This window comes from Candidatus Blochmanniella pennsylvanica str. BPEN, assembly GCF_000011745.1.
GTDB lineage: Bacteria > Pseudomonadota > Gammaproteobacteria > Enterobacterales > Enterobacteriaceae > Blochmanniella > Blochmanniella pennsylvanica.
This window is the reverse complement of sequence record NC_007292.1, coordinates 688,258-707,869: the sequence shown is the minus strand read 5'-3', so window position 1 is coordinate 707,869 and position 19,612 is coordinate 688,258. Positions and strand designations below refer to the sequence as shown.

12 protein-coding genes and 1 pseudogene are annotated in these 19,612 nt (G+C 32.5%); all 13 read left to right on the top strand.

Annotated elements, in window-relative coordinates; all coding sequences use genetic code 11:
* The first annotated feature begins 219 nt into the window (after window positions 1-219).
* The gene (locus tag BPEN_RS02900) at window positions 220-801 is read left to right on the top strand and encodes an anthranilate synthase component II (protein ID WP_011283105.1); all 582 of its coding nucleotides are present in this window, start codon (window positions 220-222) and stop codon (window positions 799-801) included.
* Window positions 802-2,579: 1,778 nt separating this feature from the next.
* Entirely contained in the window at window positions 2,580-2,954 is a 375-nt protein-coding gene (gene rpsL, locus BPEN_RS02895; protein WP_011283104.1) for a 30S ribosomal protein S12, read from the top strand.
* A 151-nt stretch (window positions 2,955-3,105) separates the two neighbouring features.
* On the top strand, window positions 3,106-3,576 hold the full coding sequence (gene rpsG, locus BPEN_RS02890; protein ID WP_011283103.1) for a 30S ribosomal protein S7: 471 nt from the start codon (window positions 3,106-3,108) through the stop codon (window positions 3,574-3,576).
* 123 nt (window positions 3,577-3,699) lie between these two features.
* Window positions 3,700-5,814, top strand: a complete 2,115-nt coding sequence (gene fusA / locus BPEN_RS02885) for an elongation factor G (protein ID WP_011283102.1) — start codon at window positions 3,700-3,702, stop codon at window positions 5,812-5,814.
* A 61-nt stretch (window positions 5,815-5,875) separates the two neighbouring features.
* A complete protein-coding gene (gene tuf, locus BPEN_RS02880) occupies window positions 5,876-7,060 on the top strand; it encodes an elongation factor Tu (protein ID WP_011283101.1) in 1,185 nt (394 codons plus the stop codon).
* Between the two features lie 45 nt (window positions 7,061-7,105).
* A pseudogene (secE, locus tag BPEN_RS02875) lies at window positions 7,106-7,477 on the top strand (preprotein translocase subunit SecE); the annotation flags it as partial.
* 1 nt (window position 7,478) lies between these two features.
* Window positions 7,479-8,024: a transcription termination/antitermination protein NusG gene (gene nusG / locus BPEN_RS02870; protein WP_011283099.1), complete on the top strand. Its 546-nt coding sequence runs from the start codon at window positions 7,479-7,481 to the stop codon at window positions 8,022-8,024.
* A gap of 127 nt (window positions 8,025-8,151) precedes the next feature.
* Window positions 8,152-8,583, top strand: a complete 432-nt coding sequence (gene rplK / locus BPEN_RS02865) for a 50S ribosomal protein L11 (protein ID WP_011283098.1) — start codon at window positions 8,152-8,154, stop codon at window positions 8,581-8,583.
* Between the two features lie 5 nt (window positions 8,584-8,588).
* A complete protein-coding gene (rplA, locus tag BPEN_RS02860; protein ID WP_011283097.1) occupies window positions 8,589-9,296 on the top strand; it encodes a 50S ribosomal protein L1 in 708 nt (235 codons plus the stop codon).
* A 309-nt stretch (window positions 9,297-9,605) separates the two neighbouring features.
* Window positions 9,606-10,136: a 50S ribosomal protein L10 gene (gene rplJ, locus BPEN_RS02855; protein WP_238374059.1), complete on the top strand. Its 531-nt coding sequence runs from the start codon at window positions 9,606-9,608 to the stop codon at window positions 10,134-10,136.
* Window positions 10,137-10,229: 93 nt separating this feature from the next.
* Window positions 10,230-10,598, top strand: a complete 369-nt coding sequence (gene rplL, locus BPEN_RS02850) for a 50S ribosomal protein L7/L12 (RefSeq protein ID WP_011283095.1) — start codon at window positions 10,230-10,232, stop codon at window positions 10,596-10,598.
* A 255-nt stretch (window positions 10,599-10,853) separates the two neighbouring features.
* Window positions 10,854-14,879: a DNA-directed RNA polymerase subunit beta gene (rpoB, locus tag BPEN_RS02845; protein WP_011283094.1), complete on the top strand. Its 4,026-nt coding sequence runs from the start codon at window positions 10,854-10,856 to the stop codon at window positions 14,877-14,879.
* Between the two features lie 88 nt (window positions 14,880-14,967).
* Window positions 14,968-19,218, top strand: a complete 4,251-nt coding sequence (gene rpoC / locus BPEN_RS02840) for a DNA-directed RNA polymerase subunit beta' (RefSeq protein WP_011283093.1) — start codon at window positions 14,968-14,970, stop codon at window positions 19,216-19,218.
* Window positions 19,219-19,612 lie beyond the last annotated feature (394 nt).

The following is a 19,612-nucleotide window of genomic DNA, read 5'->3' as shown; positions in this document are numbered from 1 at the left end:
TAATAAATTAATCATCCGCACTAATTTATGATTTTAAATACATAAAAAATGTAACGTGTAAATTACAACTGTGTTTAATTGATATTATTTATATGTAAAATAAGTTGTATTTTTATATTTTTATGTTCTTTCCGTGAATACCATTGATTATTAATCAGATTAATCTGAAACTATGTTCTACAAAAATTTTAAGTGCATGATAAAATTAATCTAACTACAATGAACAAAATTCTTATTATTGATAATTATGATTCTTTCACTTGGAATCTTTATCAATACTTTAGAGAGATGGGTGGTGTCGTGGAAGTTAGAAGAAACGATGCTTTAAATATTATAGATATTGAGCAATTATCTCCTGAACGTTTAGTAATTTCCCCTGGACCTGGTACACCAGACAATGCAGGTATTTCTTTAGATGCAATCTATTATTTTCATAAAAGAATACCTATTCTTGGGGTATGCCTTGGACATCAAGCTATAGCTCAGTTTTTCGGAGCTAAGTTAAAATATGCACAAAAAGTCATGCACGGTAAAATTTCTCTGATCCATCACAACGGAAGCGGAATATTTACTGAAGTAACACAACCTTTAAATGTAGTTCGGTATCATTCTTTAGTAATAGATTCAAACACTATGCCATCATGTTTAGAAATCACTGCATGGAGCACATGCAGTGATAAATATACCGAAATCATGGGTATTCGTCATCGTAACCTGCTTGTAGAGGGCGTGCAATTTCATCCAGAAAGTATATTAAGTGAACAAGGACATCAAATTCTAGGCAATTTTATGAAGTATTAACTTAAAATTTATCAAATCTGTTGCAGTTCTAACACTTAAAAGTGATTATTTCTTATTTCTGGTAATTATTAAATTGTGATTTTAATACTCCAAAAAATATATTCAGGGATGCATCTTAATGGCTGAATGATTATTTTATACATTCATCTTATTTTAAAAAATAAAATGAACGTATAACTCAAATGTTAAAATTTAGTGTAATTCACTTACATGAAATATGTAGAATTTTTCTTCATTTTAAATTGAATTTAATTATGTATTTTTGAATATTTTTTATAATTAGTTTATTTATAAAATTTAAAATTAGTTATACATTCCTTTATTATATAACAAATATAAAACTAAATTATTGTGCCTAATGTAGGGATAACAGTAATTTTACTGGTAATATTAAATATTTTAAAATATATAAATTTATAGGTGCATTGATCTTGAAATATATTTTATGTTCATAAAAACTTAGAACTCAATTTTCAGGAACTACACTGATTACAGAAATTATATAAAATATAATATCTAAATTAAAAACTGTAAACAGTCAAATTACAAATTCTTTAATTCTTAATAATATGATCGTACCGTTCAATACTTAATTATAAACTGATTCTAAAGTAATATGCGATTTTTAATTTCAAAATACCCCAAAATACAATTAAATGATCAAAATTAAAACATTTCTAGCGTTTCCTCATGCGTATAACAATACCTTACATTAATAATTTTTTATTAATGTGTATTTTTAAAAATTTCAACTTCAAAATTATAAAACATATAAATTATATGCATTTATTCATATGTCAATATCATATATTGATATGATCAAATCTCAAAAATCTTTCAATGTTTTCATTGATTCCCATCATAAACTAAGAATTTTTAATAAATCTAAATTTATTAAAATCACCGATGTGAGATGCTTATATCAATTTATAGAATCTATTACATAAACATTTATGTGTTTAGGCATATATATATATTTATGATAAATGTATATACTCAAAAAATTAATGGTTATATAGGATAACGTAATCATATGTAATAAAAAGTTATCTTATAAAAAGGTGTAAAATATGAAAACATTTTTTGTTAAATTCATTTTATTCATTTCTATTATTTCTCTTGCTCTTACCGGTATTATCTGTTAAAATAGTAGGATTGAAGAAGGGGAAATGTTGAAAACAATTTATGCTAAGGTTTTCGAGTTTTATAATTGAAATGCATTTTGATTTTATGCATTTCAATTATATTGTCTAAAAATTAGATTAATCGGGAGTTTATGATATCATAAAAAGTTTATAGAAATATAATTTATTAAAAATTTATTATTGCTATAATAAATAATAATTGTTGTATGACGTAGAAAAATAAAAAGGTTTAAACATAATATAATATTTGATTATTAACTCCTATTTTAAAAAATAGGATACAACATTATAATAAAATATTATATGTATATTCCGATATAATACGGTAAAAGTTAATGGTGTTGTGCTTTTCAAAAAATCGTTTTTTATTTGCAGCAAATAATGAAAATTTATTAAAATACTTATTTTATTGAGAATTCATTTAAAATGAAAAATGTATTAAATTGTTTTTAATTAAAAAGGTGTGCGTTTTTACTTCGAGCTTAGTAGATAAATATACCGCTTCTGTTATAATTTTATTGACCTTGCAATTTAATAATAACAAGATCGTTGTCTGTTATTAAAGTTGAGAGATAACAACAAATAGTATATATGTTTTTATATGGTCTTATCAGAAAAATGGAGATTTTAATAATGACAACAGTCAATCAACTTGTTCGTAATGCACGTCCAACAAAAACTTTTAAAAGTAATGTACCCGCTTTAGGGGCCTGCCCACAAAAAAGAGGAGTGTGCGTGCGTGTATACACTACTACTCCAAAAAAACCAAATTCTGCATTACGAAAAGTATGCCGTGTTCGTTTAACTAATGGATTGGAAGTGACTTCTTATATCGGTGGGGAAGGTCATAATTTACAGGAGCATGCTTCAATTCTGATTCGAGGGGGACGGGTTAAAGATCTTCCAGGTGTTCGGTATCATGTTGTTCGTGGTGCTCTCGATTGCGCAGGTGTGCATTCACGTAAGAAAAGTCGTTCCAAATATGGAACAAAACAACCAAAATCATAGCCCAAAAATATCAGGTTTCTTTTTTATTTTTTAATTTAAAGTAAATTTTAGAAAAGACAATCAAGGTTCAGGTAGTTGAAATGTAATAATTTTTTATTTATGATTTTCCTTTGAAAGAAAATGTCTATTAGTCAAATAGGAATTATAATTAATGCCACGCCGTCGCATCGTTACGAAACGCAATATTCTTCCAGATCCAAGATTTGGATCTGATCTTTTGGCAAAGTTTATCAATATATTGATGTTAAATGGGAAAAAATCTACTGCAGAGTCAATAGTGTACTCTGCCTTAGATAGTTTATTCAGACGATCTAATAAAAATTGTTTAGAAGCATTCGAAATAGCTTTAAATAATGTGCGCCCAGTTGTAGAAGTAAAATCTAGACGGGTTGGCGGCTCTACTTATCAGGTACCAGTAGAAGTTCGTCTCGTACGTAGAAATACTTTAGCGATGCGGTGGATTATTGAAGCTGCGCGTAAAAGAAATGATAAATCTATGGAATTACGTTTAGCGAGTGAACTTTTAGATGCTATAGAGGGTAAAGGACACGCTGTTAAAAAACGTGAAGAAATACATCGTATCGCAGAATCTAATAAAGCTTTTGCCCATTATCGTTGGTAATAAAATTTTTTGAATGAACATCATCTGATTTTTTCAAACATATTTAGGTGTTGCTTAAAATAATAATCTATCAAATACAGCAACATTTTTCGTTAAATTATAAAAATATTATTGAGGATATTAATGGCTCGTGTAACACCGATCGTACGGTACCGTAACATTGGTATAAGCGCACATATTGACGCTGGAAAAACTACTACCACTGAACGAATTTTGTTTTATACAGGTGTAAATCATAAAATTGGAGAAGTTCATACTGGTTCTGCAACTATGGATTGGATGGAGCAAGAACAAGAACGGGGCATCACAATTACTTCTGCAGCTACTACCTGTTTTTGGTCAGGAATGGCCAATCAATTTGATTCACACCGTATTAATATTATAGATACTCCTGGACATGTAGATTTCACTATTGAAGTAGAACGCTCTATGCGCATACTTGACGGGGTAGTAATGGTCTATTGTGCTGTAGGAGGCGTACAACCTCAATCTGAGACAGTATGGCGCCAAGCAAATAAGTATAAAGTACCACGTATTGCATTTATAAATAAAATGGATCGAGTAGGCGCAGATTATCTACGAGTTGTAGAACAGTTAAAAACTAGATTATTTGCTAATCCTGTACCTATTCAATTAGCTGTAGGCTCAGAAGATAAATTTACCGGAATTATTGATTTGATCAAAATGAAAGCTATTCACTGGAACGAATTAGATCAAGGCGTTACTTTTAGTTATAGTGAAATACCTGACAATTTAACAGATTTGTCAGGTATTTGGCGCAAGCATTTAATAGAGTCTGCTGTTGAGGTATCTGAAGAATTAATGGATAAATATTTATCTAATAGTGATCAGTTGACAGAACAAGAAATTAAACAAGCGTTACGTCAAAGAGTATTAAGTAATGAAATAGTATTGGTAACGTGTGGATCTGCTTTTAAAAATAAAGGGGTACAAGCAATGTTGGATGCTGTTGTGGAGTATTTACCATCTCCAAGTGACGTGACATCCATCACAGGTGTGCTGAAAGATGGATCTACGCGAGTTAATCGTCATGCTAACGACCACGAGCCATTTTCAGCGTTAGCATTTAAAATAGCTACTGATCCATTTGTAGGAAACTTAACTTTTTTTCGAGTTTATTCAGGCGTCGTAAGCTCCGGAGATAGCGTTTTAAATCCTATAAAAGAAAAACGTGAGCGATTCGGTCGAATAGTGCAAATGCATGCAAATAAACGAGAAGAAATAAAATCTGTTCATGCGGGTGATATTGCTGCAGCTATTGGTTTAAAAGATGTTGATACTGGAGATACTTTATGCGCCCCATCTTCCCCAATTATATTAGAACGTATGGAATTTCCAGAACCCGTGATTTCTGTGATGGTTGAAGCTAAAACTAAATCAGATCAAGAAAAAATGGGTTTTGCTTTAAATCGTCTAGCTCAAGAAGATCCATCATTTCGTGTATGGATTGATAAAGACTCTGGACAAACTATCATTGCTGGAATGGGTGAATTGCATTTAGAAATTCTTGTAGAACGTATGAGAAGAGAATTCAATGTTGAAGCTAATGTAGGTAAACCTCAAGTTGCTTATCGCGAAACTATTCGTACTAGCGTAAAACAAGAGGGTAAATTTATTCGTCAATCAGGGGGCCGAGGTCAATTTGGACACGTTTGGTTACGCATTGAACCTATGCCTGCACGTGAAGAAGGTTATAAATTTTTAAATGAAATTGTAGGAGGAGCTGTACCCAAGGAATATATACCTGCTGTAGATAAAGGTGTACGGGAACAAATAAGTAATGGTATTCTTGCTGGATATCCAATTGTAGATGTTTGTGTAACTATTTTTGATGGCTCCTATCACGAGGTTGATTCTTCAGAAATAGCATTTAAAATAGCAGGATCTATAGCATTTAAAGAAGGATTCATGAAAGCTCATCCTGTATTATTAGAACCTATTATGAATGTAGAAATTGAAACACCTGAAGATTATATGGGAGATGTTATTGCAGATTTAAATCGTCGAAGAGGTATAATCAGTGGATTAGAAAATTCTACAATTAGTGGAAAGATAATTTGTGCTCAAGTTCCTTTATCTGAAATGTTTGGTTATGCTACTGGTTTACGTTCACAAACTCAAGGACGCGCTTCTTATTCTATGGAGTTTTTAAAATATAACGAAGTACCTAATAGTATAGCGCAAATTATCATAAATTCTCGTCAAATTAAGCAATAATAGGTAATATTTAGGTTCAATTATTTTTGAAAAACCATAAAAAGACCTAAGGAGTTTAAAGGTGTCCAAAGAAAAATTTAAACGTATAAAGCCACATATTAATGTAGGCACTATTGGCCATGTAGATCACGGAAAAACTACTTTAACTGCCGCTATAACCACTGTTTTATCCAAAAAATATGGTGGTTACGCACGTGCTTTTGATCAAATTGACAATGCTCCAGAAGAAAAAGCACGAGGTATTACTATAAATACTTCTCATGTTGAATACGATACTGCATATCGGCATTATGCGCATGTTGACTGTCCTGGACATGCCGATTATATAAAAAACATGATAACTGGAGCTGCGCAAATGGATGGTGCAATTTTAGTAGTAGCCGCTACTGATGGGCCGATGCCGCAAACCCGTGAACATATTTTATTAGCTAGACAAGTAGGAGTACCCCACATCATTGTATTCATGAATAAATGCGACATGGTAAATGATGAAGAATTATTAGAATTGGTTGAAATGGAAATGCGAGAATTACTATCTCAATACGATTTTCCAGGAGACAATACGCCAATTATTCGCGGATCTGCTTTAAAAGCATTAGAAAATGATGAAATATGGTCTAATAAAATTTTAGAATTATCGGATGCACTGGATAATTATATCCCAGAACCTAAACGTGTTGTAGATCAACCGTTTTTACTACCCATTGAAGATGTATTTTCTATTTCTGGACGAGGTACGGTTGTAACAGGTCGTATTGAACGTGGTGTTATCAGAGTAGGAGAAGAAATAGAAATTGTTGGTATAAAAGATACAATAAAAACCACATGTACCGGAGTAGAAATGTTTAGAAAATTATTAGACGAAGGACGTGCTGGAGAAAATGTTGGTGTTTTATTACGGGGCACTAAACGAGATGAAGTAGAGCGTGGTCAAGTATTATCGAAACCTGGGTATATCAAGCCACATTCTCATTTTGAATCAGAAGTGTACATTTTAAATAAAGATGAAGGAGGAAGGCATACTCCTTTTTTCAAAGGGTATCGTCCTCAATTTTATTTTCGCACTACAGATATCACTGGCACCATTGAATTACCAGAAGGAGCGGATATGGTGATGCCTGGCGATAATATTAGAATGATCGTTCATTTAATTGCCCCAATAGCTATGGATGACGGTCTTAGATTTGCTATTAGAGAGGGGGGTCGTACTATAGGCGCTGGTATTGTATCTAAAATTATATCCTAATTACATAAATCAATAGATATAATTTTTTAATCATATGATAGGGATGTAAAGAATGAAAGTAAAAAAAAAATGTATGTATTAGAAATAATTAAATGGATTAGCATTATAGGATTGATCGCAACATCAATTGTTGGAAATTATTTATGTCGCAATTATAGCGCTTTAGCGAGAAGTATGGTAATTCTCATTATTGTGGCTACTGCTATGTACATTGCGTCAACTACTAAAATAGGAAAACTAATAATTATATTTGGAAACGAATCACGTACTGAGTGCCGAAAAGTAGTGTGGCCTACTTATCAAGATGGACTCAACACTACTTTAATAGTGACAGGAGTAACAATAATTATGTCGTTATTATTATGGGGATTAGATACTATTTTAGTTCATGTGATATCATTTGGGCTAAGGTTGTAATATGACTGTCACATCAAAGAAACGTTGGTATGTTATTCAAGCATTTTCTGGATTTGAAAATCGTGTAGCTCATTCTTTGCGTGAGCATATTAAACTGCACAATATGGATACGATGTTCGGTGAAATCATGGTCCCAACAGAAGAAGTAGTCGAAATGCGAGCTGGACAACGCAGAAAAAGCGAGCGTAAATTTTTTCCTGGTTATGTATTGGTGCAGATGATCATGAATGATTCTAGTTGGCATTTAGTAAAAAGTGTTCCACGTGTTATGGGTTTTGTTGGAGGAACATGCGATAAACCTGCTCCTATTGGGGATAAAGAGGTTAATGATATTATGCATCGGTTGCAACAAATAGGTGATAAACCTCGTCCTAAAACATTATTTGAACCTGGTGAGCTTATTCGAGTCAGTGATGGACCTTTTTCTGACTTTAATGCTGTAGTAGAAGAAGTAGATTATGAAAAAAATCGTCTAAAAGTATCAGTTTCTATTTTTGGGCGAGCCACTCCGGTAGAATTAGATTTTTCACAAGTTGAAAAATCTTAATGTAAAATTAATATATAAAAATATATATTTAACTGGCACGGAAAAAGGTAATCATTATTTTGTAGTTATTGTTAGCGTGAACCAATAAAAATAAATACCAGAAATATTATTAGCTAGGACAATGAATATGGTAATAAAAAAAATAAAAGCGTATATTAAACTTCAAATTTCTGCTGGAGCTGCTAATCCCAGTCCTCCCATTGGACCTGCTTTGGGACAACAGGGTGTTAATATCATAGAATTTTGTAAAGCATTTAATGAAAATACCGCGCAACTTGAAACAGGATTACCCATCCCGGTTGTCATCACTGTTTATAGTGATCGTTCTTTTTCATTTATTACTAAAACTCCTCCTGCTTCAATATTATTGAAAAAAGCAGCAAATATTCAATCTGGATCTGAAAAACCAAATATAATAAATGTTGGTAAAATATCGAGCGCTCAAATTTATGAGATCGCAAAAATTAAAGCTGTTGATATGACAGGAGCTAATATAGAATCAATATCACGTTCTATTATAGGTACAGCTCGTTCTATAGGACTTAAAGTGGAAGATTAATTGATATGACGGGTAAATTAAGCAAAAGAATGCGTATGATGCGAGATTGTGCAGATACATCTATACAATATCCCGTATTAGATGGATTAGAATTATTAAAAAAAATGGCAAGAGTTAAATTTGTTGAAAGTGTTGATACCGCTATTAATTTAGGTATTGATGCGCGTAAATCCGATCAAAATATACGTAATAATGTGATTCTACCGCATGGTATTGGTCGTGATATTCATGTTGCTGTTTTTACTCAAGGTGACAATATAGTGTTAGCTAAAAATGCGGGAGCTGATTTGGTTGGATTAGAAGATTTATATGATCAAATAAAAAATAAGAATTATCGACCAGATGTGGTGATTGCATCCCCTGATGTTATGAATGTAGTAAGTAAATTAGGTCCTATTTTGGGGCCAAGAGGATTAATGCCTAATCTTAAAATGGGTACTGTATCTCATGATATAGCAGAATCAGTGAAAAATGTTAAATCAGGGCAAATACGTTATAAAAATGATAAGAGCGGTATTATTCATGCTACTATTGGAAAAATTAATTTTGACCTTATACAACTTAAAGAAAATTTAGAAGCATTAATAGTATCTTTAAAACAAGCTAAACCGATTCTATATAAAGGAACATACATTAAAAAAGTAACTATTTCCACTACTATGGGTAGATCTATATCTATTGATCGAAATAGTTTATGTGTTGTAATTAATTAATATTGATTATTTTTATTAATAAGATTCTTTACATGATCTTCAAATTGATCTAAAATCCTCTTGGAGTGGTGTGTTACTTGTATTTATATAAATTGCATATTGAGATACATTTGTGATTTTTGAGTAAAATAACAATAATAACGCATTCATACACATGAATGCAGTTGTTAACTATAACAAATTTAGATTAATTTATGTGTGTTGTCTGTATAATATGAATACAGGCGATTAAAATTAATTGAAGTTTTTTAATTTAACATGAATAAATTGGTTTATGATCATGCATAGAAGTTTATAATTGGTGCATTCGTGTATCAATATATATTGGGTTATAGCGCGGTGTTATTAATGGCATTAAACCTTCAAAAAAAAGAAGAGATTATCTGTAAAATTCATGAAACAGCTACGAGAGCTGTGTCTGTTGTGGTAGCAACTTTAGACGGTATTGCTGTTAATGAAGTAACCAAATTGAGAAAGGAAGCACGTGATATTGGTGTATGCGTACATGTCATTCGTAATACACTCATGCGAAAAGTAATCGAAAACACACCTTTAGCGTGTTTACGAGAAATTTTAACAGGACAAAATATTGTTGCATTTTCTATGAATCAACCCCGTGATTCCGCGCGAATTTTTGTAAAATTTACTAAAAATCATGAGCATTTTAAAATAAAAGGTGCAGTTTTTGAAGGAAAATTTATTCCCGCGTCTAAAATAAATCTCTTGTCTGATTTACCTAATCATAAAGAAGCTATTTTTAGATTAATAACGATTATGAAAACAAGTAGCATAGGAAGTTTAATACACATTTTACATATATTATCTAATCAAAAACAATAAATTATAGTTTAGTAAAAATGTTGTATTTATTTTGAATAAACAGTAATTTGATTATGTAATATTTTTTAATATTTTATATTTTTGGGAATTTTTATGTCTCTTACAAAAGAACAAATTTTAGATGCTATTTCCAATATGTCTGTTATGGATATAGTTCGGTTAACTTCTATGATGGAAGAAAAATTTGGGGTCTCCACTGCTTCGCTGACTACTGTTGAACCTGATACATCAGAGGCAATCGTAGAAGAGCAAACTGAATTTAATGTTTTTTTAACTGCTATTGGTAATAACAAAATTCCTGTCATTAAAACTGTGCGCAGTATCACTGGTTTAGGGTTAAAAGAAGCTAAAGAATTAGTGGAATCTGCTCCTGTCATTTTGAAAGAATCAATAAACAAAGATGACGCTGAAACCTTAAAAAAAACTCTAGAAACAGTAGGCGCATCTGTCGAAATTAAATAAAGATGAATCAAATAATTTATTATTGATTCGTTGGCTGTAGGATTTTATACCATTTGTATGGAAGTGATATTGAATATTTAACAAGTAATAGAATTATGGTACTTCTAAATTCTATATGCATTTAAAAAATAAAAGCACATAAATACTGTATGTGTCTAAATCTAAAATAGATATAGAAATGTATAGCTATATTATATAGCAGCTAACTTATTTCTTTGAAAAAACAATCGCCCATATTAACTATCGAGGAACTTTATGGTGTATTCTTATACTGAAAAGAAACGTATTCGTAAAGATTTTGGAAAACGCCCTCAGGTTTTGGATATTCCATATCTTCTTTCTATTCAGATTGATTCTTTTCAAAAATTTATTAAACAAGATCCAGAGGAACCATGTGGACTGGAAGCAGCTTTTAGATCTGTTTTTCCAATTAAAAGTTATAATGGCAACGCTGAATTACAATACATCAAATATCAATTAGGAGAACCAACGTTTGATGTGAAAGAATGTCAGACACGTGGTGCTACCTTTTCTGCGCCGTTACGTGTACGCCTATGTTTAATTATTTATGAACGAGAAGGATTAAATAACATAATAAAAAATACCAAAGAACAAGAAGTATATATGGGTGAAATTCCTCTCATGACTAATAACGGTACTTTTATTATCAATGGTATTGAACGGGTTATTGTATCTCAATTACATAGAAGTCCCGGTGTGTTTTTTGATAGCGATAAAGGTAAAACACATTCATCCGGAAAAGTATTATATAATGCACGTATTATTCCATATCGTGGGTCTTGGTTAGATTTTGAATTCGATTTAAAAGATAATTTATTTGTTCGAATTGATCGGCGACGTAAGTTACCAGTAACAGTAATATTGCGTGCTTTAAATTATACTACCGATCAAATTTTAAATATATTCTTTAACAAAGTAATATACGAAATTCAGAATAATACATTATATATGCATTTAATCCCTGAAAGATTACGCGGTGAAACAGCATCTTTTGATATTGCTGTTAATGGTGTTATATATGTAAAAAAAGGACGTCGTATTGCAGCTAAACACATTCGTCAATTAAAAAAGGATAAAATTTCAAAAATTGAAGTACCCATGGATTATATAATTGGTAAAGTTGTTATAAAAGACTATTTCGATAAGAACACGAATATACCTATTGTTACAGCTAATACAGAAATATCTTCTGACATCTTGCATAACTTAATTCGATCAGGATATGAATCCATAGAAACATTATTCAGCAATGATTTAGATTACGGTAATTACATCTCTGAAACTTTGCGTATTGATGCAACTACAAATAAATTTGACGCATTAGTAGAAATTTATCGTGTAATGCGTCCAGGGGAACCTCCTACTAAAGAAGCTGCCGAATATTTATTTGAAAATTTATTTTTTTCAGAAGAGCGTTATGACTTGTCTTCTGTAGGAAGAATGAAATTCAATCGGTCATTACAACGAGTACAAATAGAAGATTTAGGAACATTAAAAAAGGATGATATTGTTGATGTAATAAAAAAATTGATTGATATTAGAAACGGTAAAGGCGAAGTAGATGATATCGATCATTTGGGGAATCGACGTATTCGTTCTGTAGGTGAAATGGCAGAAAATCAATTTAGAATTGGATTAGTTAGAGTAGAACGCGCGGTAAAAGAACGCTTATCTTTAGGTGATTTAGATGTGTTAACTCCTCAAGACTTGATTAATGCTAAACCAATTTCAGCTGCAGTAAGAGAATTTTTTACTTCTAGCCAATTATCTCAGTTTATGGATCAAAATAATCCATTATCAGAAATTACTCATAAACGTCGCATATCTGCTTTAGGACCAGGAGGGCTAACTCGAGAACGTGCGGGATTTGAAGTACGTGATGTCCATCCTACACATTATGGTAGAGTCTGCCCAATCGAAACTCCAGAAGGACCAAATATAGGTTTAATTAATTCATTATCTGTATATGCTCGAGCTAATAAGTATGGATTTTTAGAAACTCCATACCGAAAAGTCCAAAATGGCGTTGTTAGTAATGACATTCATTACTTATCTGCAATTGAAGAGGGTGATTTCGTTATTGCTCAAGCAAATACAAACTTAAATTCAATAGGTGAATTTATTGACGATCTGGTAACTTGCAGAAATAAAGGTGAATCTGGTCTTTTTAAAAAAGACCAAGTTGATTACATGGATGTATCTACACAACAAATAGTTTCAGTCGCTGCTTCATTAATCCCTTTTCTTGAGCACGATGATGCTAATCGTGCTCTTATGGGCGCAAACATGCAACGCCAAGCCGTTCCTGTTTTATGTAGTGAAAAACCATTAGTAGGCACTGGAATGGAGCGCGCAGTAGCTATAGATTCTGGTGTTACCGTAGTAGCTAAACGCGGCGGCGTCATTAAATATGTAGATGCATCACGTATTGTAATACATGTTAACAAGAATGAAACGCATACTGAAGAATCAGGAATTGATATCTATCAATTAACAAAATATATTCGATCCAACCAAAATACTTGCATTAATCAACGTCCTTGCGTGTCTTTAGGAGAATTAGTAGAACATGGAGATGTTATAGCAGATGGTCCATCTACTGATTTAGGAGAATTAGCTTTAGGTCAAAATATGCGAATTGCATTTATGCCTTGGAATGGATATAATTTTGAAGATTCGATGTTGGTCTCGGAACGTGTAGTGCAAGAAGATAAATTTACAAGTATACATATTCAAGAGTTAACTTGTGTATCTCGTGATACTAAATTAGGGCCTGAAGAAATCACGGCTGATATTCCAAATGTAGGAGAGACAGCTTTATCTAAATTAGATGAATCTGGAATTATCTATATCGGCGCAGAAGTAATAGGAGGAGATATCCTCGTCGGGAAAGTTACACCCAAAGGAGAAACTCAATTAACACCAGAAGAGAAATTATTGCGTGCTATTTTTGGTGAAAAAGCATCCGATGTAAAAGATTCATCTTTACGTGTTCCCAACGGGGTTTGTGGTACTGTAATTGATGTACAAATATTTACTAGAGATGGTATTAATAAAGATAAACGTTCATTAATAATTGAATCCGAGAAATTAAAACAGGTTAAGAAAGATTTAAGTGAAGAATTACAAATTTTTGAATCAGCTTTATTTGATCGTGTCTGCGATGTATTAATGACCAGTGGAATTGATAAAAAGAAATTGTTTGAAACTAGCCGCAATGCTTGGTTAGATTTGGTGTTATCAGATCCAGAAAAACAATATCAATTATCTCAATTAACTAAACAATATTTTGATTTAAAACGCATGTTTGAAAAAAAATTAGAAATTCAACATCGTAAAATCACTCAAGGAGATGAATTAGCTCCCGGTATTTTAAAAATAGTTAAAGTATATTTAGCTGTAAAACGTCAGATACAACCTGGCGACAAAATGGCAGGAAGACATGGAAATAAAGGAGTAATCTCTAAAATTAACCCCATTGAAGATATGCCATATGATCAACATGGAATACCGGTAGATATCGTACTCAATCCTCTTGGAGTACCATCTCGAATGAATATTGGTCAAATTTTAGAAACACATCTTGGTATGGCGGCAAAAGGTATCGGAGATAAAATAAACTTTATGTTGCAACAACATAAAGAAGCAAATCAATTAAGAAGATTTATGCAGCAAGCGTATAATTTAGGAGAAGGATCGCGTCAACACATCAATCTTAATTCATTTTCAGATATAGAAATATTAAAATTAGCTAAAAATTTAAAAAAAGGAATGCCTATTGCTACTCCGGTATTCGATGGGGCTACAGAAAAAGAAATTAAAGATCTTTTAAAATTATCCGGATTACCTAGTTCTGGTCAGATTACATTATTTGATGGGTGCACAGGAGAAGCATTCGAGAGACAAGTTACTGTGGGCTATATGTACATGTTAAAACTAAATCATTTGGTAGACGATAAAATGCATGCACGTTCTACTGGTTCTTATAGTTTAGTAACCCAACAACCACTGGGTGGGAAAGCTCAGTTTGGAGGTCAACGTTTTGGAGAAATGGAAGTATGGGCATTAGAAGCTTATGGAGCATCATATACTTTACAAGAAATGTTAACTGTAAAATCAGATGATGTAAATGGACGTACTAAAATGTATAAAAATATTGTTGATGGCAATCATATGATGGAACCGGGAATGCCTGAGTCTTTTAATGTTTTATTAAAAGAAATTCGTTCTTTAGCAATTAATATTGAACTAGAAGATTAATATTTTTAATTAATCTCTATATAGACATATTTTATAAAGCATATAGTGCTTATGTGTTCAAAGGTATAACTTTAATAAAGGCTCATCTGTGAAAGATTTACTTAGATTTTTTAAGATACAACATACTCAAATAGAAGAATTTAATGCAATCAAAATTGCACTTGCTTCTCCAGATATGATTAGATCCTGGTCTTTTGGTGAAGTAAAAAAACCAGAGACTATTAATTACCGTACTTTTAAACCTGAACGAGATGGTTTATTTTGTGCACGCATTTTTGGGCCTATTAAAGATTATGAGTGCTTATGCGGAAAATATAAGCGTCTAAAACATCGCGGGGTAGTTTGTGAAAAATGTGGAGTAGAAGTAACACAAAGCAAAGTACGACGTGAACGCATGGGACATATCGAATTGGCTTCTCCTACTGCTCATATTTGGTTTCTAAAATCATTACCCTCGCGTATTGGTTTGTTATTAGATATGCCATTACGTGATATAGAACGCGTTCTATATTTCGAATCCTATGTAGTAGTTGAAAGCGGCATGACTAGTCTCGAATGTCGTCAGGTCTTAACTGAAGAAGAATATTTAGATGCATTAGAAGAGTTTGGAGATGAATTTGAAGCTAAAATGGGAGCTGAAGCCATTCAAATTTTATTGAGAAATACAAATTTAAAAAATGAATGTGAATACTTACGAGAAATATTAGAAGATAGTCATTCTGAAACTAAACGAAAAAAAATAACAAAACGTATCAAATTAATTGAAGCATTTATATATTCTGAAAATAAACCTGAATGGATGGTTTTAAATGTGTTGCCAGTACTACCTCCTGATTTAAGACCATTAGTTCCATTAGATGGGGGGCGTTTTGCTACTTCTGATTTAAATGATTTATACCGTCGTGTTATTAATAGAAACAATAGATTAAAACGATTATTAGATTTAGCTGCTCCAGAAATCATAGTACGTAATGAAAAAAGAATGTTACAAGAAGCAGTAGATGCATTGCTAGATAACGGACGTAGAGGACGTGCCATTACTGGTTCTAACAAACGTCCTTTGAAATCTTTAGCTGACATGATTAAAGGCAAACAAGGTAGATTTCGTCAGAATCTTTTAGGGAAACGTGTTGATTATTCCGGTCGCTCAGTAATCACTGTTGGACCCTACTTAAAATTACATCAATGTGGATTACCAAAAAAAATGGCTTTAGAATTATTTAAGCCATTTATTTATGGAAAATTAGAATTGCAAGGTTTTGCTAGTACTATTAAAGCGGCTAAAAAAATGGTAGATCGAGAAGAAGCTGTAGTATGGGATATTCTCGATAACGTAATTCGAGAGCATCCAGTAATGTTAAATCGTGCTCCTACATTACATAGGTTAGGAATTCAAGCTTTTGAACCAGTATTAATAGAAGGAAAAGCTATTCAATTACATCCATTAGTCTGTGCTGCCTATAACGCGGATTTTGACGGTGATCAAATGGCAGTACACGTTCCATTAACACTAGAAGCTCAATTAGAAGCTAGAGCTTTAATGATGTCTACTAATAATATTTTATCTCCTGCTAATGGAGAACCTATTATTGTTCCATCACAGGACGTAGTGTTAGGTTTGTATTATATGACTCGTGAACGTTCAAATGCTAAAGGTGAAGGAATGGTATTAACTGGCCCAAAAGAAGCAGAATGTCTTTATCGTTTAGGCTTAGCTGATCTACATGCTCGTATTAAGATACGTATTACCGAATATGAATATGATAAAAACGGAGAATGGTCAAAAAAAACAAATCTTGTCAATAGTACAATAGGACGCTCTATATTGTGGATGATTGTTCCTAAAGGATTACCATTTATATTGGTCAATCAAGTATTAGGCAAGAAAGCTATATCCACAATGTTAAATAATTGTTATCGTTTGCTAGGCATGAAAGCTACTGTTATCTTAGCTGATCAAATTATGTATACTGGGTTTGCATATGCTGCTCGTTCTGGAGCTTCTGTTGGTATTGATGACATGATGATTCCTTCGAAAAAAGCGGATATAATCGATGAAGCGGAATCTGAAGTGGTAGAAATACAAGAACAATTTCAAACTGGATTGGTGACAGCAGGAGAACGTTATAACAAGGTTATTGATATTTGGGCTGCGGCTAATGAACGTGTTGCACAAGCAATGATGGATAATTTAGCTACTGAGACTGTGATGAATCGTAATGGACAACTAGAAAATCAAGCTTCATTTAATAATATTTTTATGATGGCAGATTCTGGGGCTCGCGGATCAGCGGCACAAATTCGTCAACTTGCCGGAATGCGTGGTTTAATGGCAAAACCGGATGGATCAATTATTGAAACACCTATCACTGCAAATTTTCGAGAAGGATTAAATGTATTACAGTATTTTATTTCTACGCATGGAGCACGTAAAGGATTAGCTGATACTGCTTTAAAAACAGCTAATTCTGGTTATTTAACTCGTCGTTTAGTAGATGTTGCTCAAGACTTAGTAATCACTCAAGACGATTGTGATACATTTTCTGGCATTGTAATGAGTCCTGTTATTGAAGGAGGAGATGTAAAAGAACCGCTACGAGAGCGTGTATTGGGTCGAGTTTTAGCAGAAGACATTCTAGAATCCAATGCGGATACAGATAGTAAAGTATTGATTGTACGCAATACTTTATTAGACGAGTATTGGTGTGATGTTTTAGATGAACATTCCATTGATACTGTCAAAGTGCGGTCTGTTGTGACTTGTGATACTGATTTTGGCGTTTGTTCAAAATGTTATGGTCGAGATTTAGCTCGAGGTCAAATTGTAAATAAAGGAGAAGCAATTGGCGTCATTGCTGCTCAATCTATCGGTGAGCCAGGCACTCAATTAACTATGCGGACCTTTCATATTGGGGGGGCCGCCTCCCGATCTGCTTTAGAATCGAGCATTCAAATTAAAAACACGGGTACTGTCTGTTTAAAAAACATCAAATCCGTAATAAATGGAGAAGGAAAATTAGTAGTCATCTCACGTAACACCGAGCTTAAAATTATTGATCAATTTTCTCGTACCAAAGAAAGCTATAAAGTACCGTATGGAGCTGTAATAACTAAAAAAAATGAAGAAAAAGTCATACATGGAGAAATAGTAGCTTATTGGGATCCACATACTATGCCAGTGATTGCTGAAGTAAGTGGATTTATCCAATTTATTGATTTGATAGATGGCCAGAGTATTGTTAAACAAACGGATGAATTAACGGGACTAACCTCTATTGTAGTATTAGATACCTCTGAACGTGTGAGTAGCGCTAAAGATTTAAGACCTACATTAAAAATAGTAGATATTAATGGTTACGATATCTTTATCCCAGGTACAGATGTGCCTGTTCAATATTTTCTGCCTGGTAGAAGTGTAGTTCAATTAGTTGATGGATCCAGAATTATTTGTGGAGATATATTAGCAAGATTACCACATGAAAGTAGTGGTACTAAAGATATTACCGGCGGCCTACCGCGCGTTGCTGACCTCTTTGAAGCACGTCGTCCAAAAGAATCGGCAATTTTAGCAGAAATTAGCGGGACCATTTCTTTTGGAAAAGAAACCAAAGGAAAACGTCGTTTAATGATATCTCCTATTGAAGACGGTGATGTATATGAAGAAATGATTCCCAAATGGCGTCATCTTAATGTTTTTGAAGGTGAATACGTAGATCGTGGAGATATCATTTCTGATGGACCGGAATCTCCACACGATATTCTGAGATTACGTGGAGTTCACGCTGTAACTCGTTACATTGTAAATGAAGTGCAAGATGTTTATCGATTACAAGGAGTAAAAATCAACGATAAACATATAGAAGTTATTGTGCGTCAAATGTTGCGTAAAGCCACTGTGATTCGATCAGGCAGTTCTGATTTTTTAGTAGGTGAACAGGTAGAATACTCACGTATTAAAATTGCTAATCGAAAATTAGAAAATGAAGGAAAAGTAAAGATCAGCTTTATACGTAATTTATTAGGCATCACTAAAGCTTCATTAGCAACAGAATCATTTATTTCTGCGGCATCTTTTCAAGAAACAACACGTGTATTGACAGAATCATCTGTGGCTGGAAAGCGAGATGAACTACGTGGTCTTAAAGAAAACGTCATTGTTGGTAGATTGATCCCTGCTGGAACTGGCTACTCTTATCATCAGGAGCGCGTACATCATCGTCATTTCAGTAATAAAAAAGAAACAGAAAAATCTGTAATAACAAATATTTCTTCCCAAATTACAGCAGATGAAGCATCGGCGAATTTAACTGAACTATTAAACGCAACTTCTCCTAAATAAATAAAATTTCAAAAATATTATAACAAATAAGGGTAAGAGCTATATTGTAAAATTATGTTATAGGAATAAATAATAATATTATTTGAGTTGATATTATTTAATTTATATTGTTATTTTTACATACATAGTTGGATTAGTTTATCAACTAAATATAGGTGTGCAATTTTTATTATTTTAACGATAAGCTTTTTATTCGATGTCAAATGAACAATTGACGATTATACTGCCCCATAACTTTTCTTATAAAGAATGCTATATATTATATATATAAACACTTGTTTATAAACAACCTAATCAAATCAACATTGTTGATTACACATGTTTATATTTTTTTATATAAAAAGTTAGCCCTTTTCTCAATTTTTATTGATAACATGAATCCTATTCAATATGT

Bases quoted from the DNA above. Each gene is read 5' to 3' on its own strand.
- BPEN_RS02900 (WP_011283105.1), top strand. From the start codon at position 220: ATGAACAAAATTCTTATTATTGATAATTATGATTCTTTCACTTGGAAT.
- rpsL (WP_011283104.1), top strand. From the start codon at position 2,580: ATGACAACAGTCAATCAACTTGTTCGTAATGCACGTCCAACAAAAACT.
- rpsG (WP_011283103.1), top strand. From the start codon at position 3,106: ATGCCACGCCGTCGCATCGTTACGAAACGCAATATTCTTCCAGATCCA.
- fusA (WP_011283102.1), top strand. From the start codon at position 3,700: ATGGCTCGTGTAACACCGATCGTACGGTACCGTAACATTGGTATAAGC.
- nusG (WP_011283099.1), top strand. From the start codon at position 7,479: ATGACTGTCACATCAAAGAAACGTTGGTATGTTATTCAAGCATTTTCT.
- rplK (WP_011283098.1), top strand. From the start codon at position 8,152: ATGGTAATAAAAAAAATAAAAGCGTATATTAAACTTCAAATTTCTGCT.
- rplA (WP_011283097.1), top strand. From the start codon at position 8,589: ATGACGGGTAAATTAAGCAAAAGAATGCGTATGATGCGAGATTGTGCA.
- rplL (WP_011283095.1), top strand. From the start codon at position 10,230: ATGTCTCTTACAAAAGAACAAATTTTAGATGCTATTTCCAATATGTCT.
- rpoB (WP_011283094.1), top strand. From the start codon at position 10,854: ATGGTGTATTCTTATACTGAAAAGAAACGTATTCGTAAAGATTTTGGA.